General features: G+C 69.8%; 8 protein-coding genes. 2 read left to right on the plus strand and 6 right to left on the minus strand.

Annotated features, from left to right (window positions below; all coding sequences use genetic code 11):
* Positions 1-8: 8 nt before the first annotated feature.
* From WMF12_RS22270 to WMF12_RS22290, 5 genes are all read right to left on the minus strand, one after another.
* Positions 9-5,699 (minus strand): sensor histidine kinase, encoded by a 5,691-nt coding sequence (locus tag WMF12_RS22270; protein WP_437873533.1) that lies wholly within the window; start codon positions 5,697-5,699, stop codon positions 9-11.
* A gap of 104 nt (positions 5,700-5,803) precedes the next feature.
* A complete protein-coding gene (locus tag WMF12_RS22275) occupies positions 5,804-11,506 on the minus strand; it encodes an AAA family ATPase (protein WP_437873535.1) in 5,703 nt (1,900 codons plus the stop codon).
* A gap of 348 nt (positions 11,507-11,854) precedes the next feature.
* The gene (locus WMF12_RS22280) at positions 11,855-17,554 is read right to left on the minus strand and encodes an AAA family ATPase (RefSeq protein ID WP_437873536.1); all 5,700 of its coding nucleotides are present in this window, start codon (positions 17,552-17,554) and stop codon (positions 11,855-11,857) included.
* Positions 17,555-17,743: 189 nt separating this feature from the next.
* Positions 17,744-19,633 carry a phosphoenolpyruvate carboxykinase (GTP) gene (locus tag WMF12_RS22285; protein WP_437873883.1) on the minus strand — a complete coding sequence of 630 codons (1,890 nt, stop codon included), beginning with the start codon at positions 19,631-19,633 and terminating at the stop codon, positions 17,744-17,746.
* A gap of 357 nt (positions 19,634-19,990) precedes the next feature.
* A complete protein-coding gene (locus tag WMF12_RS22290) occupies positions 19,991-20,545 on the minus strand; it encodes a hypothetical protein (protein ID WP_437873538.1) in 555 nt (184 codons plus the stop codon).
* 115 nt (positions 20,546-20,660) lie between these two features.
* Between WMF12_RS22290 and WMF12_RS22295 the strand changes: the two genes are divergently transcribed.
* Together WMF12_RS22295 and WMF12_RS22300 are read left to right on the plus strand one after the other, a co-directional pair.
* Entirely contained in the window at positions 20,661-20,804 is a 144-nt protein-coding gene (locus tag WMF12_RS22295; RefSeq protein WP_437873539.1) for a hypothetical protein, read from the plus strand.
* 135 nt (positions 20,805-20,939) lie between these two features.
* Positions 20,940-23,672 (plus strand): protein kinase domain-containing protein, encoded by a 2,733-nt coding sequence (locus WMF12_RS22300; protein WP_437873541.1) that lies wholly within the window; start codon positions 20,940-20,942, stop codon positions 23,670-23,672.
* A gap of 281 nt (positions 23,673-23,953) precedes the next feature.
* On the opposite strand, the gene WMF12_RS22305 is transcribed toward WMF12_RS22300, so the two are convergent.
* Entirely contained in the window at positions 23,954-25,933 is a 1,980-nt protein-coding gene (locus WMF12_RS22305; protein ID WP_437873543.1) for a DUF6345 domain-containing protein, read from the minus strand.
* Positions 25,934-26,043 lie beyond the last annotated feature (110 nt).

The following is a 26,043-nucleotide window of genomic DNA, read 5'->3' on the forward strand; positions in this document are numbered from 1 at the left end:
AGCGCCGCTCAGTCCGGCTGGGCGCGCGGCGCTGCCCCTGGCGGCGGACCGGCCCGCGGCAGCTGGACGACGAACGTCGCCCCGGCGCCGAGCGCGCTCTCGACGCGGATCGAGCCGCCGTGCGCCTCCGCGAGGCTGCGGCTGACGTACAGCCCGAGCCCCAGCCCGCCGTAGTGCCGGTTGGACACCGCGCGCTCAAACCGCTCGAAGATCTGCGTCTGGCGCGCCGGGTCGATCCCGATCCCGTGGTCCCGCACCGAGAGCCGCGCCGTCCCCGCCTCCTCGCCGACGGAGATCTCCACGGGCTTGCCCGCCCCGAACTTGATCGCGTTGGCGAGCAGGTTCGAGACGATCTGGTCCACGCGAGAACCATCCCAGAGGCCCACGACCCGGCCGTGCTCCCGCAGCGAGACCGCACACCCGGCGCGCGCCAGATCCAGCTTGAACCGCGCGAGCACGTCGCGGACGACCTCCCCGAGGTCGACCTCTGCAACATCGAGCTTCAGCCGAGCCGCGTTGATCCGCGAGACGTCCAGCAGCTCGCTGTTCAGGCGGATCACGCGCGTCGCCTGCCGCAGCGCGCGGTCGACCTGCCGGCCCACGGCCTGTCGGTCCCAGGGCCGATCCGAGCGGACGCCCCGATCCATGGCCTCGAGCGTGAGCAGGAGCGACGTCATCGGCGTGTTGAGCTCGTGCGTCGCGACCGTCAGGAACTCATCCCGCACACGCACCGCCTCGTGCGCAGCGCTGTAGAGCCGCGAATTGTCGATCGCTATCGCCGCCAGGCGCGCAACTTCCTGGACGAAATCGAGGTCGGCGTCGCCGTAGCGGCGCCCCGGCGCGGACGAGACGACGCTCAGCACCCCGATCGGCTGTCCGCGCGCCATGAGCGGCACGATGATGGCGCTGCGCGTCCCGATCTCGCGGAGGAGCCTCTCGTGACCGCCGTCCTCGCAGTGCTGTCGGAGGAACTCTTCGGAGATCTCGGGGAGAAGGAGCGGCTCGCCGGTCCGGAGGACCCTGAGCGCCGGGCGACGCGATTCCCAGCGAGTGGGATACCGCCGCTCCAGCTCCTCGATCAACGGCTCCTTCGCCGGGTCCCTGTGCGCCCATGACAGCCGCCGGATCCCTCCACCTTCCACGACGTCGATCATGCACCAGTCGCAGAGCGTCAACACCGACAGCCGCACGACGCGCGACAGCGTCTCTCCGTAATCGAGAGAGGCAGAGAGGATCTCCCCTGCCTCGGCCAGGAAGGCCGCGCGCCGCTCCGCCGACTCGGCCGAGGTCCGCGCGGCCCGCTCCTGGGAGAGGAGCCGCGCGTTCTCCAGCGAGATCGCCGCCTGCGAAGCGAGGAGCGAGAGCGCGGTGAGCCGGTCCGACGTGAAGGCGCCGGCAAGGAGGTTGTTCTCGAGATAAAGCAAGCCCGCGACCCCGGCCTGCCTCAGGATGGGCAAGCACAGGACCGATCTGGACCGATACCGCGTGAAGTAGTCGTCTCCGGAGAACTTGCCCGCATCCGCGGCCGCGTCGTGCAGGATGACGCGCTCCTTCGTCCGCTGCACATAATGGACGAGCGAGCCGGGGACTCGCTGCCACGAAGAGTCGTCCAGCGAGGGCGCGAGGAGGATCGTCGCCGCGCCTCTCCCTTCGAGGGTCGCCTCCGCCTCCATGGTGAGGCGCTCGTCCTGACACACGAAGAGGCAAGCCCGCTGCGCGCCGCCCTGCTCGAGGACGACCGTGAGCAGCGTCCGCAGGAGCTGGTTGAGGACGATCTCGCTCGAGATGGTCTGCGACGCCTTGATCACCGACAGCAGCTCGAGCTCGTCGGAGCGCGCCGCGAACGACGCGCTCGGGGCGAGCGGCCTCCGGTCCGAGAGCCGCGGGTTCTGCTGGTCGATCTGCCTGACCTTCCCGTCCGCGCCCCAGCGAGCGTAACAGGCGCGGGCCTCGCGGAGATATGTGTCCGCGATCAGATCGAACCCTCGTGTCCGGTAGAACCTCGACGCGATCTCGTACGCCAGCGCCTCGATGTGGACGAAGCCGCTCTCGCGCGCGGAGCGGATCGCCTGCTCGTACAGCTGCGCCGCCTCGTCCCATTCGCCGCCGATGCGCGCGATCTCGGCGTCGACCAGCGCGGCGCGGGCGCCGAAGTTTTCGGGGCAGTTCTCGGCCCCGACCTCGAGTTGCTCGCGGTGGGCGACGAGCTCCACGAGGTGCGGGGGCCGCTCATCGGCAGGCGCCGCGTCGTGGCAGGCCGCCCGCGCGAGCGCACCAAAGAAATGGTACTCGGCGACCACGGGATACGACCGCGACGTCCAGAGGAACCGCTGCGCTCTCGCTGCGGCCTCGATGGCAGAAGCGTGATCGCCCGCAAAGAGGCGCGCTTTTAGCTTGCCTATCCAATACCAGCACGTCGCCACCGCGCGGCGCCTGTCGCCCTCGAGGTGCCGCTCGAACCGCCCCTCGTCCAGATGGTCATCGTCGGAGGCGAGCGCCGGCATCGAGCCCCGGAGCGTCCGGATGAACATCAGCTGTCCGGTGATGAGGTCGACGATGAGACCGAACTTCGCCTTCCGCGCGAATTCGAGCGAGCTCTCGGCTTCTCGATTCACTTCGCCGAGCGGAGCTCCCCCGGCGAGCAGGAGCGAGAGCAAGCCGTTGAGGACATAGGAAGCAAAGATGAGATCGCCGGTCTCCTGCGCCACGTGGAAGGCGCGCCGCAGCGGATCGACGCTGGTGCGCATGTGCCTGATCCAGGGGTTGATGATGAACCAGAAGACCAGGTCGATGCGGGCCTTGAAGCGGAGCGGCCCGCGCTTCTCGGCCAGCTCCAGGCCGAGCTTGCCGAAGCGGAACCCCGCGCGGTAGTCGCCGAAGTACATACCAAGGGCCATCCCGACCCAGACGTAGGCCATGCATGCTCCGTCGCTGTTGCCATGCTCGAGGCTGAGGTTCGCCATGCGACCGATCATGAGGCAGAACAGATTCTCGTCGGTGAGAGACGCCGGCGGCTCGCTCGAGATGAGAACGTCGATGAGCGTGCGGCAGTCCGGATCCGTCATCGGTGGCAAGTCGACGAGCGCCTCGATCGGGCGCCTCCCGAGCGTTCGCCACATCCGCTCGTACTCCTGCCGGACCTCCTCGTCCGTCGGGTGCGGCGACCACGCGATGCCGACGCGCCGCAGGGACTCGAGGCAGATCTCGATGGCGAGCTCGCTTCGATCCAGCATCGTGTAGAGCTCGACGCGGACGCACGTGACGGCGGCGATGTCGACGAAGCTGCTGGCGCGGCGCGCGAGCTCCGAGAGCCGCTCCTCTGCCGCGCTGAGCTCGCCGGTCAGGAACTCGCACTCGGCCCGGTGCAGCTCGAGCGCGAAGGCGAGATCGTACCGCCGCTCCCAGCGGTCTTCCTCCAGGAACGCCGAGCCTAACGCGAGGTAGGTGAGCGCCGAGGCGAACGCCACCGACCCCCTGGCACGCTTGCCCGCGATGAGGTTGAGCTCAGCCGCCCGCTCGCGCTCCTCCCGCGCCATGATCAGCGCGGCTCCCCGGTTGAGCTGGTTGACGATCTCGAAGATCTTCTCCTCGAGCTCCTCCGGCGCCGTGCGCTTCGCGAGCAGCCTGCCTATCTCGAGGTGCGCCGCCGCGCGCTCGCTTTCGGGGATCAGAGAATAGGCCGCTTCCTGGACCCGGTCGTGAAGGAACTTGTACGCACCGTCCAGGCGGAAGACGAGCCCCTCGTGCGCTGCGTCCCGGAGATCCGCGTGCATGTCCTCCTCCGAGCCGCCCTGGACCATCGCCAGGAGGGCGACTTCCGCGCTGCTTCCCAGGCAGGCGAGCTGCTGCAGCGCACTCTGGGTGCTCGGAGGGAGCCGCGCGAGCTTGCCGACCATCAGGTCGACGACGTTGTCGGTGAAGCCCTTCTCGCGGATCTTCGTGACGTCCCACCGCCAGGCCTCCGCGTGGACGTCGAACTCGATCAGGCGCTCCTCGTGGAGCGCCATGAGAAACTCGATCGCAAAGAAGGGGTTGCCGCCCGTCTTCTCGTGGACGAGGTCGGAAAGCGGCGCAGCCGCCTCGCGACTGCAGTGGAGCGCGTCGCTGACGAGCGCGCCGAGGTGCTCTCGGGAGAGCGAGCCGAGCACGATGTCCGAAACGCGCGCGCCTTCCTTCCGTGCCTGGTCGAGCGCCAACATCAGCGGGTGCGAGGGGCTCACCTCGTTGTCGCGGTATGCGCCGACGACGAGAAGATGGCGCGTCTCGGGGTGCGTCACCAGCTCACAGAGCAGGCCCAGGCTCGCCGAGTCGGCCCACTGGAGATCGTCGACGAAGAGCGCGAGGGGGTGCTCTTTCCGGGAGAACACCCCGATGAAGTACCGGAACACGACCCGGAACCGATTCTGCGCCTCGATCGGGGGAAGCTCGGGGACCGGCTGCTGCCGCCCGAGGATGAGCTCGATCTGGGGAATCACGTCCACGATGAGCTGCCCGTTGCTCCCGAGCGCACCGAGCAGCCGCTGCCGGCAGGCTGCGATCCGGTCCTCGCTCTCGACGAGGATCTCGAGCACGAGCTCCCGGAACGCCTGGACGAGCGTGGAATAGGGGATGTCGCGCTTGTATTGGTCGAACTTCCCCGAAAGAAAGAGTGCTCGCTCCCGGACGATCGGCCTGTAGAGCTCGTGGACCAGCGACGACTTGCCGATGCCGGAATAGCCGGAGATCAGCACGAGCTCGGGGGAGCCCGTGCCCACGACGCGCTCGAACGCGCAGAGCAGCGCGGCCACCTCGCCCTCGCGGCCGTAGAGCTTCCGAGGGATCTGGAAGCGGCCTGAGACGTCGCGCTCGGCCAGGGAAAACGGCTCGATCCGGCCGGTGGCTCGCAGCTGCGAGAGGCACCGATCGAGGTCGTGCGTGAGGCCACGGGCGGTCTGGTAGCGCTCCTCGGGCATCTTGGCCAGGAGCTTCAGGACGAGCGCCGAGAGCACCTCGGGCAGCTCGGGCACGAGCGCCAAGGGCGCCGGAGGGGCGCGCGCGACGTGGCAATGCACCCACTCCAGCGGGTCCTGCGCCTCGAACGGCAGCCGCCCAGCGAGCATCTCGTAGAACGTCACGCCGAGCGCATAGAGGTCGGCGCGGCCGTCGATCGCCCGGTTCATTCGCCCCGTCTGCTCAGGAGACAGGTACGGCAATGACCCCTCGATGAGCCGCGGGGGCCCTGCCGGCGGCTGCTCGCGGGAGAAGCGGGACGCGAGGCCGAAGTCGGCGAGCTTCACCTGGCCGGTGGCCGTGTTGACGAGGATGTTCTGCGGCTTGAGATCCTTGTGGAGGATGTCCCGCTCATGGATCACCGCCACGCAGGCCGCGATGCGGACCGCGAGGTCGAGGAACCGCGCGGGGTTCATCGGCGCGCCGAGGAGGTGGTCGAGCGACTCGCCGCCGAAGTCCTCCATGACGAGCGCCGGCAGCCCCTCGTGCGTCTCGAGGGCGAGCGGCGCCACGATGGCGTCGTGGTCCAGCAGCTTGCCAATCGCGTACTCGTTCTTCAGCCGCTCGATGTCCTGCGGGCGGCTGCGCCTCGGGTCGAGGACCTTCAAGACCACCGGGCGGCCATCGGCGCTCCGGACCGCACGCAGCAGGCGGGTCCATTGGCCCTCGTGAAGCGTCTCGGTGATCGTGTAGCGGGACACAGCGCTCATGTCGATGCGGACACCGATGGGGAAGACACGCCGCGAAGCGCCGGCGCCCGGCGGCCTGGCGGGACATGGGGATACCACGCGGCACCGTCCAGCGCGCGCGCCGCTCAGCCCGGCAGGGCGCGCGGCTCGGCCCCGCGCGGCGGTCCGGTCCGCGGCAGCTCGACGATGAACGTCGCCCCGTCGCCGAGCGCGCTCTCGACGCAGATCGAGCCGCCGTGCGCCTCCGCGATCCTGCGGCTGATGTACAGGCCGAGCCCCAGCCCGCCGTAGTGCCTGTCCGACACCGCGCGCTCGAAGCGCTCGAAGATCTGCGTCTGGCGCGCCGGGTCGATCCCGATCCCGTGATCCCGGACCGAGAGCCGCGCCGTCCCCGCCTCCTCGCCGATGGAGATCTCCACGGGCTTGCCCGCCCCGAACTTGATCGCGTTGGCGAGCAGGTTCGAGACGATCTGGTCCACGCGGGAAGCATCCCAGAGGCCCACGACCCGGCCGCCCTCCCGCAGCGACACCGAGCACCCGGCGCGCGCCAGATCCAGCTTGAACCGCGCGAGCACGTCGCGGACGATCTCCCCGAGGTCGACCTCCGCCACATCGAGCCTCAGCCGAGCCGCGTTGATCCGCGAGACGTCCAGCAGCTCGCTGTTCAGGCGGGTCAGGCGCGCCGCCTGCCGCAGCGCGCGGTCGACCTGCCGGCCCATGGTCTGCGGGTCCCAGGAGCGGCCCGCTCGGAGGGCCCGATCCATCGCCTCGAGCGTGAGCGTGAGCGACGTCATCGGCGTGTTGAGCTCGTGCGTCGCCACGGTCAGGAACTCATCCCGCGTGCGCACCGCCTCCTGGGCAGCGCTGTAGAGCCGGGCGTTGTCGATCGCTATCGCGGCCCGGCGCGCCACCTCCTGCACGAGCGCGAGATCGGCGTCCCCGTAGCGGCGCTCCGGCGCGGACGAGACGACCGTCAGCATCCCGATCGCCTGTCCCCGCGCCACGAGCGGCACGACGATGAGGCTGCGCGTCCCGAGCTCGCGGATGAGCCTCGCGTGCGCGTCGTCCTCGACGTGCCTCCGGATGATGTCATCGGAGATCTCGGGGAGCAGGAGGGGCCCACCGTCCCGCCAGGCACGGGCCGACGGGTGGGGCGAGTGCCGGTCAGCAGGGTATCGCCGTCGCAGCTCCTCGATCAAAGGCTCCTTCGCGGGGTCCCTGTGGGCCCAGAAAGCTCGCCGGGCCTCCCCGCCTTCTGCAAAGTCGATGACGCACCAGTCGCAGAACGATCGCACCGACAGCCACGCGAGGCGCGACAGCACCTGTCCGTGATCGAGCGACGCGGAGATGATCTCCCCGGCCTCGGCCAGGAAGGCTGCGCGCCGCTCCGCCGCCTCGGCCGCGGTCCGCGCGGATTGCTCCTTGGCGAGGAGCCGCGCGTTCTCCAGCGAGATCGCCGCCTGTGTGGCGAGGAGCGAGAGGGCGGAGAGCCTTTCCTGCGTGAACGCGCCGGCGAGCAGGTTGTTCTCGAGGTAGAGTATGCCCGCCACCTCGGCCTGCCTCAGGATGGGCACGCAGAGGAGCGATCTGGGCCGATTCCGCGCGAAGTGCGCGTCGCCGGAGAACTTGCCCGCGTCGACGGCCGCGTCGTGCAGGATGACGCGCTCCTTCGTCCGCTGCACATAGTGAACGAGCGAGCCGGGGACCCGCTGCCATGAAGAATCCCCCTGCGAGGGCGCGAGGAGCGTCGTCGTCACCCCCCTCTCGTTCTCGTCGAGCGTCGCCTCCGCTTCGATGGTGAGGCGCGTGTCCTGACACAGAATGAGGCAAGCTCGCTGCGCGCCCCCCTGCTCGAGGACGGACGTGAGCAGCGTGCGCAGGAGCTGGTCGAGGACGATTTCGCCGGAAATGGTCTGTGATGCCTTGATCACCGAGAGCAGGTCGAGCTCCTCGGACCGCGCCGCGAAGGTGGCGGCCTGGGCGAGCGGCCTCGTGTCCCAGAGGCGGGGATTCTGCTGGTCGATCTGCTTGACCTTGCCGTCCGCCCCCCAGCGGGTGTAGCAGGCGCGGGCCTCGCGCAGGTACGTGTCCGCGATCAGATCGAACCCCCGCGCCCGGTAGGACCTCGACGCGAGCTCGTACGCCAGCGCCTCGGTGTGGACGAAGCCGCTCTCGCGCGCCGAGCGTATCGCCTGCTCGTACAGCTGCGCCGCCTTGTCCCATTCGCCCCGGATGCGCGCGACCTCCGCGTCCACCAGCGCGGCGCGGTCGCCGAAATTTTCTGGGCAGTTCTCGGCCCAGACCCCGAGCCGCTCGCGGTGGGCGACGAGCGCCGTCAGGTGCGCAGGTCGCTCGTCAGCGGGCGCGGGCGCCGCGTCGTGGCAGGCCGCGTGCGCGAGCGCGCCATAGAAATGGTACTCGGCGACATCGAGGAACGACGGCATCATCCAGAGGACCGGCCGCGCTCTCGCCGCGGCCTCGATGGCAGCAGCGTAATCGCCTGCGCAAAAGTGCGCTTGCACCTTGCGGATCCAGTACAAGCACTTGGCGTACGCGAGGCGCGGATCGTCCTCGAGGCGCCGCTCGAACCGGCGTTCGTCGAAGTGGTCGTCGCTGAACGAGCCGAAGACCGGGGTCAATCCCCGGAGCGTCCGGGTGAGCTGCAGCAGCGTGGTGATGGTGTCGACGGCGAGGCCGAACCTCGCCTTCCGCGTGAATTCGAGCCCGCTCTCGGCTTCTCGCTGCACCTCGCCGAGCGGATCTCCCTCGGCGAGGAGGAGCGCGACCAGGGCCGTGGGGATACAGGACGAATACGTGAGATCGCCGGTCTCCTCCGCCGCGTAGAAGGAGCGTCGCAAGGGCCCGACGCTGGTGCGCATGTGCCTCGTCCAGGGGTTGATGACGTACCAGAAGACCAGGTCGACGCGGGCCCTGAAGCGGACCAGCCCGCGCTTCTCCGCCAGATCGAAGCCGAGCTTGCCGAAGCGAAACCCCGCGCGGTAGTCGCCGAAGCGTGGCCCAAGGCTCGTCCCGACCCGGACGTAGGCGAGGCACGATCCATCGCTGTTGCCACACTCGAAGCTGAGGTTCGCCACGCGAGCGTTCATGAGGCAGAGCAGGTTCTCGTCGGTGAACAACGCCGCCGCGTCGCACGACGTGAGGACGTCGATGGTCGCGCGGCAGTCCAGATCGGTCATCGGGGGCAAGTCGAGGATCTCCTCGATCGTGCGGCTCCCGAGCCTTCGCCACATCCGCTCGTATTCCTGCCGGACCTCCTCGTCCGTCGGGTGCGGCGACCAGTCGACGCCGATGCGCCGCAGGACCTCGAGGCAGATCTCGACGGCAATCTCGCTTCTATCCAGCGTCGTGTAGAGATCCACGCGCGCGCACGTGATGGCGGCGACGTCGGCGAAGCTCCCGGCGCGGCGCGAGAGCATCGAGAGCCGCTCCTCCGCCGCCCCGAGCTCGCCGGTCAGAAACTCGCACCCGGCCCGGTGGAACGCGAGCGCGAAGGTGAGCTCATACCGCCGGTCCCAGCTGTCCTCTCCCAGGAACGCCGCGCCCGCGGCGAGGTACTTGAGCGCCGACGCATAGGCCGTCGACCCCTTCGCGCGCTTGCCCGCGATGAGATTGAGCTCAGCCGCCCGCTCACGCTCCTCGCGCGCCGTAATCAGCGCGGCCCCCCGGTTGAGCTGGTTGACGATCTCGAAGATCTTCTCCTCCAGCTCTTCCGACGCCGTGCGCGACGCGAGCAGCCTGCCTATCCCGAGGTGCACCGCCGCCCGCTCACCTTCAGGGATGAGCGAATAGGCCGCCTCCTGCACCCGGTCATGGAGGAACTTGTACGTGCCGTCCAGGCGGAAGGCGAGCCCCTCGCGAGCTGCGTCCCGGAGATCTGCGTGCACATCCTCCTCGGAGCCGCCGTGGACCATCGTCAGCAGGGCGACCTCCGCGGTGTTTCCCAGGCATGCAAGCTGCTTCAGCGCTTCCTGGGTTTTCGGAGGGAGCCGCACGAGCTTGCCGACCATCAGGTCGACGACGTTGTCGGTGAAGCCCTTTCCGCGGATCCTCGCCACGTCCCACCGGAAGGCCTCGGCGCGCTCGTCGAACTCGATCAGCCGCTCTTCGTGGATCGCGGTGAGGAACTGGATCGCAAAGAACGGGTTGCCAGCCGTCTTCTCGTGGACGAGGTCCGAGAGCGGCGCGGCGTCCTCGCGGCGACAGCGAAGCGCGTCGCTGACCAGCCCGGCGAGGTCCTCTCGGGAGAGCGGGCCGAGCACGATGGCCGAGACGCGCGCGCCCTCGTTCCGCACCTTGTCGAGCGCCAGCATGAGCGGGTGCGAGGCGGTCATCTCGTTATCGCGGAACGCGCCCACGACGAGGAGATGGTGCGCCTCGGGGTGGGTCACCAGATCGCGAAGGAGCCCGAGGCTCGCCGAATCGGCCCACTGGAGATCGTCGAGGAAGAGCGCGAGGGGGTGCTCCTGCCGAGCGAACACCCCGATGAAGTGCCGGAACACGACCCGGAACCGGTTCTGCGCCTCGATCGGCGGGAGCTCAGGGACCGGCGGTTGCCGGCCGATGATGAGCTCGACCTGAGGGATGACCTCCACGATCAGCTGTCCGTTGCTCCCGAGGGCGCCGAGCAACCGCTGCCTCCATGCCGCGATATGGTCCTCGCTCTCCGCGAGGATCTCGAGCACGAGCTCCCGGAACGCCTGGACGAGCGTGGCGTAAGGGATATCGCGCTTGTATTGATCGAACTTCCCCGAGAGGAAGAACGCTCGCTCCCGGACGATGGGCCTGTAGAGCTCGTGGACCAGCGTCGACTTGCCGATGCCGGAATAGCCGGAGACCAGGACGAGCTCGGGGGAGCCCGTGGCCACCACGCGCTCGAACGCGCAGAGCAGCGCGGCCACGTCGTCCCCGCGACCGTAGAGCTTCTGAGGGACCTGGAAGCGGCCGGAGACATCGCGCTCGGCCAGGGGGAACGGCTCGATCCTGCTGGTCGCTCGCAGCTGCGCCACACACCGCTCGAGGTCGTGCTTGAGGCCGCGGGCGGTCTGGTAGCGATCCTCCGCCATCTTGGCCAGGAGCTTCAGGACGAGCGCCGAGAGCACCTCGGGCAAGTCCGGAACGAGCGCCGAGGGCGGCGGCGGGGCGCGGGCGACATGGCAGTGCACCCACTCCAGCGGGTCCCGCGCCTCGAACGGCAGGCGCCCGGTGAGCATCTCATAGAACGTGACGCCGAGCGCATAGAGGTCGGCGCGGCTGTCGATCGCCCGGTTCATTCGCCCCGTCTGCTCAGGAGACAGGTACGGCAGCGACCCCTCGATGAGCCGCGGAGGCCCCGCCGGCGGCTGCTCGCGGGAGAGGCGGGACGCGAGGCCGAAGTCGGCGAGCTTCACCTGGTCGGTGGCTGCGTTGACGAGGATGTTCTGCGGCTTGAGATCCTTGTGGATGACGTCCCGCTCATGGATCACCGCCACGCAGGCCGCGATGCGGACCGCGAGGTCGAGGAACCGCGCGGGGTTCATCGGCGCGCCGATGAGGTGATCGAGCGACTCGCCACCGAAGTCCTCCATGACGAGCGCCGGCAGCCCCTCATGCGTCTCGAGGGCGAGCGGCGTCACGACGGCCTCGTGGTCCAGCAGCTTGCCGATCGCGTACTCGCGCTTGAGGCGCTCGATGTCCTGCGGGCGGCTGCGCCTCGGGTCGAGGACCTTCAAGATCACCGGGCTGCCATCGACGCTCCGGACCGCGCGCAGCAGGCTGACCCGCTGGCCCTCGTGAATGGCTTCGGTGACCGTGTAGGAGGGGGCGCTCATGTCCATAGGCAGCGCCGCACGGAAGGCGCGCCACGAAGCGCTGGAGCCTGGCTGTCTGGCAGGACGTGGGGGCTGCCGTCGACTCTGGCGCGGTCGAGTCCGAGCGCCTCGCCGAGAGGACACAACCACACGACCGGCGTGCGCGCATGGCGCCGGCCGGGCACCGCATTCGCTGTCACGGACTCCCACGGTCGTGCCATCCTGGGCCCTCGTATCCGATGGATGCCACAAGGTACCACGGCTGAGGTCCGGCAGTCCGCGGTGCACCTCCCATGGGCTCCGCCGAGCAGGGATCTCCATGCTCTCGTGCACGCTCGCTCGGCAAGGGCGAGGTCCTGGCGGCGCCGCTCAGCCCGGCACGACGGTAGGTTCGGCCGCGCGCGGCGGCCCGGCGCGCGGCAGCTCGACGATGAACGTCGCCCCGGCGCCGAGCGCGCTCTCGACGCGGATCGAGCCGCCGTGCGCCTCCGCGATCCTGCGGCTGATGTACAGGCCGAGCCCCAGCCCGCCGTAGTGCCTGTCCGACACCGCGCGCTCGAACCGCTCGAAGATCTGCCCCTGGCGCGCCGGGTCGATCCCGATCCCGTGGTCCTGCACCGAGAGCCGCGCCGTCCCCGCCTCCTCGCCGATGGAGATCTCCACGGGCTTGCCGGCCCCGAACTTGATCGCGTTGGCGAGCAGGTTCGAGACGATCTGGTCCACGCGGGAACCATCCCAGAGGCCCACGACCCGGCCGCACTCCCGCAGCGACACCGAACACCCGGCGCGCGCCAGATCCAGCTTGAACCGCGCGAGCACGTCGCGGACGACCTCCCCGAGGTCGACCTCCGCCACATCGAGCCTCAGCCGAGCCGCGTTGATCCGCGAGACGTCCAGCAGCTCGCTGTTCAGGCGGGTCAGGCGCGCCGCCTGCCGCAGCGCGCGGTCGACCTGCCGGCCCATGGCCTGCGGGTCCCAGGAGCGGCCCGCTCGGAGGGCCCGTTCCATGGCCTCGAGCGTGAGCGTGAGCGACGTCATCGGCGTGTTGAGCTCGTGCGTCGCCACGGTCAGGAACTCGTCCCGCGTGCGCACCGCCTCCTGCGCGGCGCTGTAGAGCCGGGCGTTGTCGATCGCTATCGCGGCCCGGCGCGCCACCTCCTGCACGAGCGCGAGATCGGCGTCCCCGTAGCGGCGCTCCGGCGCGGACGAGACGACGGTCAGCATCCCGATCCGCTGTCCCCGCGCCACGAGCGGCACGATGACGGAGCTCCGCGTCCCGAGCTCGCGGATGAGCCTCGCGTGCCCGTCGTCCTCGGCGTGTCTCCGGATGATGTCATCGGAGATCTCGGGGAGCAGGAGGGGCCCACCGTCCCGCCAGGCGCGGGCCGACGGGTGGGGCGAGTGCCGGTCAGCAGGGTATCGCCGTCGCAGCTCCTCGAGCAGCGGCTCCTTCGCTGGATCCTTGTGGGCCCAGAAAGCTCGCCGGGCCTCCCCGCCTTCTGCAAAGTCGATGACGCACCAGTCGCAGAACGATCGCACCGACAGCCGCGCGAGGCGCGACAGCGCCTCTCCGTGATCGAGCGACGCGGAGATGATCTCCCCGGCCTCGGCCAGGAAGGCTGCGCGCCGCTCCGCTGCCTCGGCCGTGGTCCGCGCGGACTGCTCCTTGGAGAGCAGCCGCGCGTTCTCCAGCGAGATCGCCGCCTGCGTGGCCAGGAGCGAGAGGGCGGTGAGCCGTTCCAGCGTGAATGCGCCGGAGAGAAGGTCGTTCTCGAGGTAGAGCAGGCCCGCCACCTCGGACCGCCTCAGGATAGGCGCGCAGAGGAGTGATCTTGGCCTGTTCCGCGCGAAGTACTCGTCTCCCGAGAACTTGCCCGCGTCCGCGGCCGCGTCGTGCAGAATGACGCGCTCCTTCGTCCGTTGTACGTAGCGGACGAGCGACATCGGGACGCGCCGCGAGACCTCCTCCGTCGAACGCGAGAGGACGGTCGTCGCCGCCCCGCGCTCTTCGAGGGTGGCCTCGGCTTCGATGGAGAGGCGCTCGCCCTGAGCCACGACGAGGCAAGCTCTCTGCGCGCCGCCCTGCTCGAGGACGACCGTGAGCAGCGTACACAGGAGCTTGTCGAGGACGATGTCGCTCGAGATGGCCTGCGATGCCTTGAGCACCGAGAGCAGGTCGAGCTCCTCGGACCGCGCGGCGAAGGAGGCGGACTGGGCGAGCGTCCTCGCCTCCCAGAGAGGCGGATTCCGCTGATCGATCTGCTTGACCTTACCATCCGCCCCCCAGCGTGCGTAGCGGGCGCGGGCGTCGCGGAGGTACGTCGCGGCGAACGCGTCGAACCCCCGCGCCCGGTAGAACCTCGACGCGATCTCGTACGCGAGCGCCTCGTTGTGGACAAAGCCGTTCTCACGCGCAGCGCGGATCGCCTCCTCGTAGAGGAGCTCGGCGTCGAGCGTCCGGCCCTCGACGCGCGCGATCTCTGCACCGACCAGCGCGGCGCGGCTGCCGAAATTCTCAGGGCAGCTCGAAGCCCAGACCTCGAGCTGCTCGTGGTGGGCGGCGAGCGCCGCGAGGTGCTGGCGCCGCTCGTCGTTCGACGCGGGTGCCACCTCGCAGCACGCCGCCCGCGCGAGCGCGCCATAGAAATGGTAGTCGGTCACGTGGAGGAACGACTGCACCGCCCAGAGGAGCCGCTCCACCTTCATCGCCACGGCGAGGGCAGAAGCGTAGTCGCCGGCGTGAAAGTGCGCCTGGAGCCTGCAGATCCAGTACCAGCAGGCGGCTACCGAGAGGCGCGGATCGCTCTCCAGGTGCTGCTCGAACCTGGCCTCGTCGAAGCTCACGTCGTTGAAGGAGGAGAAGCTGGGCGTCAGACCGCGGAGGCACCGGACGAGCTGCAGCTGCGCGATGATGCAATCGATGATGAGACCGAACCTCGCCTTCCGTACGAACGCGAGCGAGCTCTCGGCTTCGCGCTGCACGTCGCCGAGCGGCTCCGCCTTCGCGAGCAGGATCACGAGAGAGGCATTGCGGGCAAAGGCTGCGAAGGTGAGGTCACCGGTCTCGCTCGCCATGTCGACGACGCGCCGCATGAGCTCGATGCTGGTGCGCACGTGCCTCGTCCAGGGATTGACCAGGACCCCGAAGTCCAAGTAGACGCGGGCCTTGAAGCGGTCGAGCCCATGCTTGTCCACCAGATCGAGGCCGAGCTTCCCGAAGCGGTACCCCGCGCGGTAGTCGCCGAAGCGCGAGCCGAGGACCGCGCCGACATGGACGTAGCCGAAGCACGATCCGTCGCTGTTGCCGTGCTCGAGGCTCAGGTTCACCATGCGACCGACGAGGAGACTGTGCAGCTTCTGGTCGGTGAACAAGGCCGGCGCCTGGCCCCAGTTGAGGATGTCCATGATCGCGCGAATCGCCGGATCGGTCATCGGGGGCAAGTCCACGAGCGCCTCGATCGGCCGGCTCCCGAGCTGACCCCACAGCCGCTCGTACTCCTTTTGAACCTCCTCCTCCGTCGGGTGCGGCGACCACGCGACGCCGACGCGCCGCAGGACCTCGAGGCAGATCTCGACGGCGAGCTCGCTCCGATCCAGCGTCGTGTAGAGGTCCACGCGCACACACGCGACCGCCGCCGCGTCGACGAGGCTCCCTGCGCGGCGCGAGAGCATCGAGAGCCGCTCCTCCGCCGCCCCGAGCTCCCCGGTCAGGTACTCGCACTCGGCCCGGCGCAGCTCGAGCGCGAAGGCGAGCTCGTACTGCCGCTCCCAGCGGTCATTCTCCAGGAACGCGGCGCCGGCGACGAGATAGGTGAGCGCCGAGGCGAAGGCCGCCGACGCCATGGCGCGCCTGCCGGCGACGAGGTTGAGCCTGGCGCCTCGCTCTCGCTCCTCCCGTGACGTGATCAGCGGAGCGCCGCGGTCGAGCTGATTGACAATCTCGAAGATCTTCTCCTCGAGCTCCTCCGGCGCCGTACGCGCGGCGAGCAGCCTGCCTATCCCGAGGTGCGCCTCCGCGCGCTCGCCTTCGGGGATGAGCGAATAGGCCGCCTCCTGCACCCGATCATGGATGAATTTGTACGAGCTGGGGAGGCGCTGGACGAGCCCCGCGGAGACGGCCTCCCACAGGTCCGCGTGCGCGTCCTGCTCCGTGCGGCCGCGGACCATCGCGAGGAGGGCGACCTCCGCGGTGTTCCCCAGACAGGCGAGCTGCTGCAGCGCCCTCTGCGTGCTCGGAGAGAGCCGCACGAGCTTCCCGACCATCAGGTCGACGACGTTGTCGGTGAAGCCTTTTCCGCGGATCCTCGCCACATCCCACCGGAAGGCCTCGGCGCCCTCGTCGAACTCGATCAGCCGCTCTTCGTGCAGCGCGGAGAGGAACTGGATCGCAAAGAAGGGGTTGCCGCCTGTCTTCTCGTGGACGAGGTCCGAGAGCGGCGCGGCGGCCTCGCCGCTGCAGTGGAGCTCGTCGCTGACGAGCGCGGCGAGGTGCTCTCGGGAGAGCGGGCCGAGCGCGATGTCCGAGATGCGCGCGCCCTCCTTGCGCACCTGGTCGAGCGCCGCCATGAGCGGGTGCGAGGGGCTCACCTCGTTGTCGCGGTACGCGCCGATCACGAGAAGGTGGCGCGTCTCGGGGTGCGTCAACAGCTCGCGAAGGAGCCCGAGGCTCGCCGAATCGGTCCACTGGAGATCGTCGAGGAAGAGCGCGAGGGGGTGCTCCTGCCGGGCGAACACCCCGATGAAGTGCCGGAACACGACCCGGAACCGGTTCTGCGCCTCGGCCGGCGGGAGCTCGGGGACAGGCGGTTGCCGGCCGATGACGAGCTCGACCTGGGGGATGACCTCCACGATGAGCTGCCCGTTGCTCCCGAGCGCGCCGAGCAATCGCTGCCGGAAGGCCGCGATACGGTCCTCGCTCTCCGCGAGGATCTCGAGCACGAGCTCCCGGAACGCCTGGACGAGCGTGGAATAGGGGATGTCGCGCTTGTACTGGTCGAACTTCCCCGAAAGAAACAGGGCTCGTTCCCGGACGATCGGCTTGTAGAGCTCGTGCACCAGCGACGACTTGCCGATGCCGGAATAGCCGGAGACCAGGACGAGCTCGGGGGATCCCGTGGCCACCACGCGGTCGAACGCGCAGAGCAGCGCGGCCACATCGTCCTCGCGGCCGTAGAGCTTCTGAGGGACCTGGAAGCGACCGGAGACATCGCGCTCGGCCAGGGGAAACGGCTCGATCCTGCCGGTCGCTCGGCACTGCGTCGCGCACCGCTCGAGGTCGTGCTTGAGGCCGCGGGCGGTCTGGTAGCGATCCTCCGCCATCTTGGCCAGGAGCTTCAGGACGAGCGCCGAGAGCACCTCGGGCAGCTCAGGCACCAGCGCCGAGGGCGCCGGCGGGAGGCGCGCGACATGGCAATGCACCCACTCGAGCGGGTCCCGCGCCTCGAACGGCAGGCGCCCGGTGAGCATCTCGTAGAACGTCACGCCGAGCGCGTAGAGGTCGGCGCGGCTGTCGATCGCCCGGTTCATTCGCCCCGTCTGCTCCGGAGACAGATACGGCAACGATCCCTCGATGAGCCGCGGGGCCCCTGCCGGCGGCTGCTCGCGGGACAGGCGCGACGCGAGGCCGAGGTCGGCGAGCTTCACCTGGCCAGTGGCTGGGTTGACGAGGATGTTCTGCGGCTTGAGGTCCTTGTGGATGACGTCCCGCTCATGGATCGCCGCCACGCAAGCCGCGATGCGGACCGCGATGTCGAGGAACCGCGCGGGGTTCATGGGCGCGCCGATGAAGCGCTCGAGCGACTCGCCGCCGAAGTCCTCCAGGACGAGCGCCGGCAGCCCCTCGTGCGTCTCGAGGGCGAGCGGCGCCACGACGGCCTCGTGGCCCAGCATCTTGCCGATCGCGTACTCGTGCTTCAGGCGGTCGACGTCCTGCGGGCGGCTGCGCCTCGGGTCGAGGACCTTCAGGACCACCGGGAGGCCGTCCGCGCTCCGGACCGCGCGCATCAGGCTGACCCGCTGGCCCTCGTGAAGGGTCTCGGTGACCAGGTAAGAGGGAGCGCTCGCGTCCATGGGGAGCCCCATGCGGAAGGCCCGCCGTGGAGCGCTGGATCCTGGCGGTCTAGCAGGACATGGGGGCAGCTGTCGACTCGGGCGCGGTCGAGTCCGCGCGCCCCGCCGAGACGGCCCGACCCTACCGGCGGCGTGAGCGCGTGGCGCCCGCCGGGCGCGCCGCGCGGGCGCCCTCACCCGGGAAGGCCTCTACGCGCCGGGCTCGTCGACGTCGTCGTCTTCGTGCTCCTCGAGGTAGCGCTCGGGCGCGAGCTCCCACCGCTCCGGCGAGCGCCAGAGCTGCGACAGGAGCAGCTCGCGCATCAGCAGGATCTCCTTGGGCAGCCGGTCGTAGAGCCGCTCGAAGAGCTCCCCGTGCGAGCCGAACTCGACCTTCCACGCCTCGCGGTCGACCGCCATCAGCTGGTAGAACTGCTCCTTCGAGAAGCGGTCCATGCCCCGCCACTCGATGTCTTCGTAGCGCGGCATCCAGCCGAGCGGGCTCTCCTCCGCGAAGCCGCGGCCGTGCACGCGGTCGACGATCCACTTGAGGACGCGCATGTTCTCCCCGAAGCCCGGCCAGAGGAAGTTGCCCTGGTCGTCCTTGCGGAACCAGTTCACCGAGAAGATGCGGGGCGGATTGACGATCTGGCGCCCCATCTGCAGCCAGTGATTGAAGTAATCGCCCATGTGGTAGCCGCAGAAGGGCAGCATCGCCATCGGGTCGCGGCGCACCTGGCCGATGTTGCCGGCGGCCGCCGCCGTCATCTCCGAGCCGATCGTCGCGGCCGTGTAGACGCCGAAGCTCCAGTTGAACGACTGGACCACGAGGGGCACCGTCGTCGCGCGCCGCCCGCCGAAGACGATCGCGCTGATGGGCACCCCGTTCGGGTCGTCCCAGCGCGGATCGATCGATGGACACTGCGACGCAGGCGTCGTGAAGCGCGCGTTCGGGTGGGCCGCCTTGCGGCCGCAGTCCGGGGTCCAGTGCTTCCCCTGCCAGTCGATGAGCTCCGGCGGCGGCTCGTCGGTCATCCCTTCCCACCAGACGTCGCCGTCGGGCGTGAGCCCCACGTTGGTGAAGATCGTCCCCTTCCGGATGGTCGCCATCGCGTTCGCGTTCGACTTGTCCGACGTCCCCGGGGCGACGCCGAAATAGCCCGCCTCGGGGTTGATCGCATAGAGCTGCCCGTCCCGCCCGGGCTTCATCCAGGCGATGTCGTCGCCCACCGTCGTGACCTTCCAGCCCGCGAACGCCTTCGGCGGGATGAGCATGGCGAAGTTCGTCTTCCCGCACGCGCTCGGGAAGGCCGCGGCCACATACGTCTTCTCGCCCTTCGGCGACTCGACCCCCAGGATCAGCATGTGCTCCGCGAGCCACCCCTGCTCCCTGCCGAGGACCGAGGCGATGCGCAGCGCGAAGCACTTCTTGCCGAGCAGCGCATTGCCGCCATAGCCGCTCCCGTAGGACCAGATCAGCCGCTCTCCCGGGAAGTGGACGATGTACTTGTGCTCGGCGTTGCACGGCCACGGCACGTCGGCCTGTCCCGGGGCGAGGGGCATGCCGACCGAGTGCAGGCAGGGGACGAAATCGCCGTCTCCGAGCGCATCGAGCACCTTGCGCCCCATGCGCGTCATGATGCGCATGCTCGCGGCGACGTACGGCGAGTCGCTGAGCTCCACGCCGATGTGCGAGTAAGGCGAGCCGATCGGGCCCATGCTGAACGGGATGACGTAGAGCGTGCGGCCCCGCATCGACCCGGCGAAGAGCCGGCGCAGCGTGGCCTTCATCTCCTGCGGCTCGGCCCAGTTGTTGGTGGGGCCGGCGTCCTGCTTTCGCCGGCTACAGATGAACGTGCGGTCTTCGACCCGCGCGACGTCGCTCGGGTCCGAGCGCGCGAGGTAGCTGTCCGGGCGCTTCTCCGGGTTCAGACGGATGAGCGTGCCCGCCTTGACCATCTGGTCGCACAGCGCGTCGTACTCCTCCTTCGAGCCGTCGCACACGTGCACGTTGTCCGGCTGGCACAACGCGACGACCTCGGCGATCCATTGCCTGAGCTTCTCGTTCGCGATCTTCGCCCGCAGGCCGGGGATCGACACCGGCGGCGGCGGCTCCGAGTGGAACGAGCTCTGGCTGTTCTGGCTGGCTGCTACGGACACTTGCGTACCCTCCTGGCTCTCTGGGTCGAACGCGCTCTGCAAAGCGCAGGCCCTGCCCGCCCTCGACGCCAATTCTGGCCGAAATGCGGCCGGAAGGCTGCCCTGATTCTTCCTGAGCCCGATCGCTACAGCAGGGCTGCGCGCATCAGGTGCGCCCGGGGGGCGAGCCCTGCGCCGCGCGCTGGGTCGTCGATCCGCCCGAAACCCGCCCGGAATCCGCCCAGAGGTTGGCCCCGAGGGCTGCCTCGCGGGCAGCCGCGCCGCCCGCCGATGCCCCCGGTGCCTGCGCGCCGGTGCTCACCATGGCCACGCCACGTACAGCGGTTCCCGCGCGAACGCCTCCCGGGCGCGACGCCCCTTCTCCGAGAGGAACAGCATCATCCTGAGCTCCTTGTACACGGAGTGGCGCTCCGGCGTGCCGATGCGCGTGATCGCGCCGGGCGGCGCTTCCCAGCCGCATCCGGCGTAGAAGCGCTCGAGGCTGGGGTTGCAGAAGAGCGCGGCGACATCGGCGTCGCTGTCCTGGAGGAAGCGCGTCGCCATCTCCACGACCTGCCTCCCGTGGCCTTCGCCCCGGTAGGGCGGGAATGTGAAGACGTTGCCCAGGCCATAGACGACGTGCTCCTCCCCCGCGTGCGGCAGCGAGAGGCGCATCACCGAAGCGTAGCTGAGCAGCACCTCCTCCTCGCTGATCGTGAAGTGGACCGTGCCCATGTCGGGCGGATACGTGTGCTTGAGCAGCCGGAGTGGACCGGTGAATATCGACGGCCACGCCACCCGCATGAACGACACGGCCTGCCACCGGAAGGAGTCGGGGAGCTCGTCTCGATGGTAAATATGCTTTTCCTGCATGGGTCTCTGGGCCCTGCTCGCTCCACCGCGCTCCGGCGAGCGCGGTCCGTCCACGCGCTTCGTCCATGCGTCCCATGGACGAGGCGCGCTGTACCTCGGGCGCATTCGTGAACGGGTGAAGGAGCTGAAGGAGCTGAAGGAGCTGAAGGAGCTCCGAGATATATCCCGGCGGCGACGCGCCGTCACGCTGGGCGCGAACGCCGTCGCGCGGGCGCGGCTCCCGCTGGCTGCGCCAGCGCTTTCCGACGGAGCGACGTGAAAAGCGACGTGAAAGACGCAAGACGCCGGCAGCCTGCCGTGGCTCGGCCCGCGGGGACGTTGACAAGGGTAACCGGCTTTGCTCCTATACCCAGTCCGCTCGGAGCATCGCGCGCCCCTGAGGACGGCCGGTAACATGGTGGGCACGGGTCAAGACACCTCGGACGCGGAGCCGACCCAGGCGGCGATCATGGGCAAGTACCGCCTGATCGCGAAGCTCGGCCGGGGCGGGATGGGCGACGTGTTCCTGGCGATCGCGCGCGGGCCGGGGTCCTTCAACAAGCTCGTCGTTGTCAAGCGCCATCGCGGCGTGGGCGGAGCGGGCGGAGACGGCGAGAAGGTCGTCGCCATGTTCCTGGACGAGGCGAAGCTGTCCGCCCGCCTCAACCATCCCAACATCGTCCAGACCTACGAGGTCGATCACGACGACGCCGGCTACTTCACCGTGATGGAGTACCTGGAGGGCCAGCCGCTCAGCGCGATCATGAGGGCGGTGGCCGAGGGGGTGCCGGGCGGGGCGGGCTTCACGCGCGGCGTCTGGGTCAGGATCGTGGCCGACCTCTTGAGCGGCCTCCATTACGCGCACGAGCTCCGCGATTACGACGGCGCGCCGCTCGGCATCGTCCACCGCGACGTCTCCCCGCACAACATCTTCGTCACGTACGACGGCGCGGTGAAGCTGCTCGATTTCGGCATCGCCAAGGCGTCCATCAACACCGACCTCACCGAGACCGGGAAGCTGAAGGGCAAGACGTCGTACATGGCGCCGGAGCAGGCCGTCGGCAGCGGGTCGACCGATCGGCGGGCCGACATCTTCGTCGCGGGGATCGTGCTCTGGGAGCTCCTCGCGCGGGAGCGGCTCTTCGGGGGCGACGCCGTGAGCGCGCTCTGGAAGCTGGCGGCCGTGGACGAGATCCCGCGGCCCTCGCTCCTCCGGCCGGACGTCCCCCCGGCCCTCGACGCCATCGTGGCGCGGGCGCTCGACCGCGATCCGGCGAAGCGGTTCGCGACCGCGCAGGAGATGCGCGCGGCGCTCGAGGACTACCTGCGCGCGGCGGGCGAGGACGTCGGGTCCGACGAGATCGGCGCGAGCATGCTGGGGGTGTTCGCGGAGCGCCGGGCGAGCATGCAGCGGCAGGTCCAGGCGTACCTCGAGCAGAGCGCGCAGGGCGTGGACCGCCCGAGCGTGCCCGTCGAGCCCCGCCTCTCTCGCGTGAGCCATTTCGAGGGCGCAGAAGGAAGGCGCATTCAGCCCGTGATCGCCCTCGACGAGGAGCTCGGGCAGAGGACCTCGGGGACGCCGGGCCCCGGGCGCTCCGCCTCGGACTCGACGAGCCTGAAGTCGAACCTCCGCACGGCCGCCGGGCCTCAGCAGCGCAGCTACTGGATCGGGGCGCTCGGCGCGGCCGTGCTGGTCGCGGCGGCGGCGTTCTCGACGCGCCGCCATGGTGGGCAGGCGCCCGCTGCCGGCTCCGCCGCGGCCGTTCTCGTCGAGCCGGACGCCGGCGCTCGCTGCACCGGGGTGCTCCGCGTCCGGATCACGACGGGCGACACGGGGACGGCCACCGACATCTCGCCGCCCTACAACTACGGGGTCTACGACTACCTGCGTCACCTCAACGACAGTCAGGGAGGGCTCCGGGGCTGTCCCATCGACGTCGACATGAAGGACGCGCAGTACGACCCCGCCAAGACGGAGGAGGTCATCGAGGCGTGGCGGCGGCAGCCCGGGTGGAGCGAGGTCTCCACGCTGTTCGTGTTCGGCACCGGGCCGACGACCCGTGTGGCCCCGAGGCTCACGGAGGAGAAGAAGCTCATCATTCCCGGCTCGTACGCCGGCTCGCTCGCCACGCCGGTGCCGATCTCGGCGGACGTGTCCCATGCCGAGTTCAACGCCCTGGGCCAGAGCGCCTCCGCGACAGAGCACAAGACGAGCCCTGGATATCCCTACATCTTCTTTCCGGCCACGGACTACTCGACAGCGATCCGCATCGGCATCAAGGCCGCCTGGAAGATCGCGCCCGGGCGCATCGCGATGGTGCACGACACGATAGACAAGTGTCTTTACTGCGTCGATCCGCTCACCGCGGGCAAGGCGTACGTGGAGGAGCTGCCCGGGATGCTGCTCGGCGAGGATCTGATCGTCCCGCAGACGTCGTCCCTCGAGGATGAGGGGCGCATCGTCGACGCGGTGATCGGCTATGTGAAGCGGGAGATCGAGAAGAAGCGAGCGGACCCGTCGTATGTGCCGGCGAGCTGGTTCTGGGCCGGCAACAGCGTCCTCTCCTCGTCCTTCGTCGGGAAGGGCGCGGCCGCGGCGCAGAAGCTCATCCAGCAGGCGTTCCCGGGGCCGGAGAAGAACCGCTGGCAGCTGCGCGTGATGGCGAACAACTGGGGCATCGGCGAGAGGACCTTGGCGATCTGCGGCGCCGGCTGCGCGGGGATCTTCTATGGGCTGTTCCCGGTGCCCGTCTACGGCGACACCCAGCACTCGAGCGGGATGGCGGAGATGCTGCGGATCCACAGGGCCTACCGGGAGAAGGACGGCCACCCGCTGGAGCTGTACCAGGACCAGCCGTACGTCCAGGGCCACGCCGCGGCGCTCATGTGGCGCGAGGCCGTCGAGCGGGCCGTCGACGCCGGCCGCACGCACCCGACCGGAGAGGACCTGAAGGCCGCGCTCGAGGGCTTCCAGAACGTGGTGCTCGACGGGATGACGGCGGGGCCGATCTCGTTCAGCGCGACCGACCATCGGCCGCAGGCGAACGAGTCGGTGTACACGATCGGGGGCGCGGACGGGGGCGGGGTCGGGTTTCGGTTCGTCGATCACTGCTCGATCGAGCTCGATGCGAAGTGGCTCGGGTACTGAGAATGGTGCACCCAGAGCGGGCGTCTGACGTTGCCTGAAGGACGAATTCGATAACACACGGCTGAATGCGCCGAACAAAACCTCCTGTCGCCAGGCAGTCGAGGGATCAGTGCACGAATCCCGCCGCCCATCGGTCACCAACGTGAACGTGGTCGTAGTCGTGAACGTTCACGTTGGTGAGCGATGGTGGGGGCGGGCGTCGTGGCCTGAGCGCGAGCGAACGAGCTTGGTGAATACCGATGCCCTCGTCCGCCTGGATCGGTCCGGTGTTGTTCGGCGCGCTACGTCGGCCCGGAGATCCGCCAGAACCCGATCCTCGCGGCCCCCGCCAGATCCGGCCCAACCGGCCCCTTCCCCCAGAAATGATCATCGTAGTTGGGCACCGTCCACCCCTGCCCGTACGCCCCCATCACCGCGTAGATCACCTCGTCGTCCGGCTGGACCTCGATCGCCGTCGTCACCCACGCCTGCCGCACCGGCGCCGGGCTCGCGTCGTCGAGCAGGTAGCGCGCGAACATCGATCCTTCGGTCGTGTCGTCGAACGACTCCGTTGCATAGCCGAGCAAGAGGTGCAGCCCATCGAACGCGCCCGCCCACCGGTAGCGCCACGCGCCACCGTCGTCCTGGAGCGGGCCGCAGGCGGCCACCACCATCCACTCCAGGTTGGCGTTGCCCCAGCGAGCGTCGCTGAAATGGAGGACCCGGTCGTTCATCGCGCTGCAGAACATGAACCCGACGCCGTTCGCGTGCCCCGTGTAGAACGTGAGATCCACCGAATCCGCGAACGACGCGTCCTGGCCGCCCAGCGCCGGATCCTTGAAATCGACCTCCCACGCGCGCTGATCGCCCCAGTTGAAGCGAGAGTCGATGCCCCCCTCCCGGAAGCTCTTCATCAGCCCATCGACGTTCGCCGCCGAGTGATCCAGGCCGCCGCAGAGCCCGACCCACTCGGCGCCGACCGCCGCGCGGCCATCGTCGACCGGCGGCGGGAGCGGCGGGCGCGCCGCGCCGAGCCCCGCCGACGCGCGGCCGAACGAGAGCCGCTGCGCCGCCGTCGCGACCAGACCGTCGGCGTCCGTGACATAGAGCGAGAGCGTCTCCGTCTCCCCGCGCTCCCCGCGAAGGCCAGAGACGCCAGACACCTTCACCCGCGCGCCGCCTTCGCGCCCTTCGCGCCCTTCGTCGACCACGTCGAGCCCGTCGAGCGAGCGCGCCGACGATACCCACCTGTACGTGTATGGAGCAGTACCTCCGGTGACGCTCGCCTCCGCGAGCGCGGTCGCGCCGTCCACACGCACCGAGATCTCGGCCCTCGGAGCGTCTATGACGGCCGGCACGATCCGCTTGCGGACGTCCACCACCTCCCCGCCGACCGTCCGCCGTGCGCTGCACACATAATGGGGCAGGATCCGCCGTACCTCGCGGGAGAGCGGCGGCGCGTAATAAACGAGCTCCGGCTCGGCCGCGATCACCGCGCCGCCGCCCAGCGCGCCGGCGCACAGCGCGGGGGCCTCGGAGGCCGGGACGATCGCGACGTCCTCCCCTCGCGCGAGCTCGCGCCGCGCGTAGATCAGGTGCGTCACGGCGCCCTCGCCGTCGAACGTCACCCGGACCTTGGCCCCGGGGCCGATCAGCCGGATCCCCTCGAGCTCGTCGCGAAAGCTCACCTGCGTGTCGAGCTCGGCCCGCGCCACAGTTCGCCCCTCCGCGTCGACCGCCTCGAGCAGCGAGTGGCCGACGGCGATGTCGCTCCCGGCCGGCAGGCCCGCGGCGTCCAGCGCGGCCCACGCCCGCGCCGCCGCGTCCGGCTCCGGCAGGACGCGCAGCGCCGCGAGCGCCTCGAAATCCAGGGCGTCGTCGCCCGCCGACGTCTCGAAGCCACGCTCGTCGCGGAACCCAGGCACGGGCGGCGCGTCGGCCTTCCTCGTGGGCAAGCGCTGGAATCGCGCGCCGTCGAGGTAGCGAATCGCGCCGTCGGCCACGAGCACGCCAGCGCCTCCCCGCGCGGGATCCTCCGCGAGCCCGAGCGCGCCGGCGAGCGCCGACGCCCGCGCGACGTCGGCGCCGCCGCCGATCACGCGGTATGCGGGCAGGGATCGCGTCTCCCTGACAGGCGACCCCGCGGCGGGCGACGCCGCGCGGAACACGCCGCGATCGGCGCTCTCCGGGAGATCCTCGCGGGCGTCGCGGCCGCCGCACCCGGCGACGCCGAGGGTCACGAGGAGAAAGACGCCCAACACCCCATCCGGTGATCTCTTCATCAAAGTCCCCCTTTCCCTGCGGCCACGGCGAGGCTCGGCGCGCAACTCCGCACGAGCGATCTCGCAGGGAGCCTCCGCGCGGCGCTCGCGGCCCCGCGACGCGAGCACCA

Source organism: Sorangium sp. So ce363, assembly GCF_051520435.1.
Classification (GTDB): Bacteria; Myxococcota_A; Polyangia; order Polyangiales; family Polyangiaceae; genus Sorangium; species Sorangium cellulosum_B.

What these genes read in the sequence shown, in the direction of transcription:
- WMF12_RS22290 (WP_437873538.1), bottom strand. Translation starts at nt 20,545, where the DNA reads ATGCAGGAAAAGCATATTTACCATCGAGACGAGCTCCCCGACTCCTTC.
- WMF12_RS22270 (WP_437873533.1), bottom strand. Translation starts at nt 5,699, where the DNA reads ATGAGCGCTGTGTCCCGCTACACGATCACCGAGACGCTTCACGAGGGC.
- WMF12_RS22305 (WP_437873543.1), bottom strand. Translation starts at nt 25,933, where the DNA reads ATGAAGAGATCACCGGATGGGGTGTTGGGCGTCTTTCTCCTCGTGACC.
- WMF12_RS22300 (WP_437873541.1), top strand. Translation starts at nt 20,940, where the DNA reads ATGGTGGGCACGGGTCAAGACACCTCGGACGCGGAGCCGACCCAGGCG.
- WMF12_RS22280 (WP_437873536.1), bottom strand. Translation starts at nt 17,554, where the DNA reads ATGGACGCGAGCGCTCCCTCTTACCTGGTCACCGAGACCCTTCACGAG.
- WMF12_RS22275 (WP_437873535.1), bottom strand. Translation starts at nt 11,506, where the DNA reads ATGAGCGCCCCCTCCTACACGGTCACCGAAGCCATTCACGAGGGCCAG.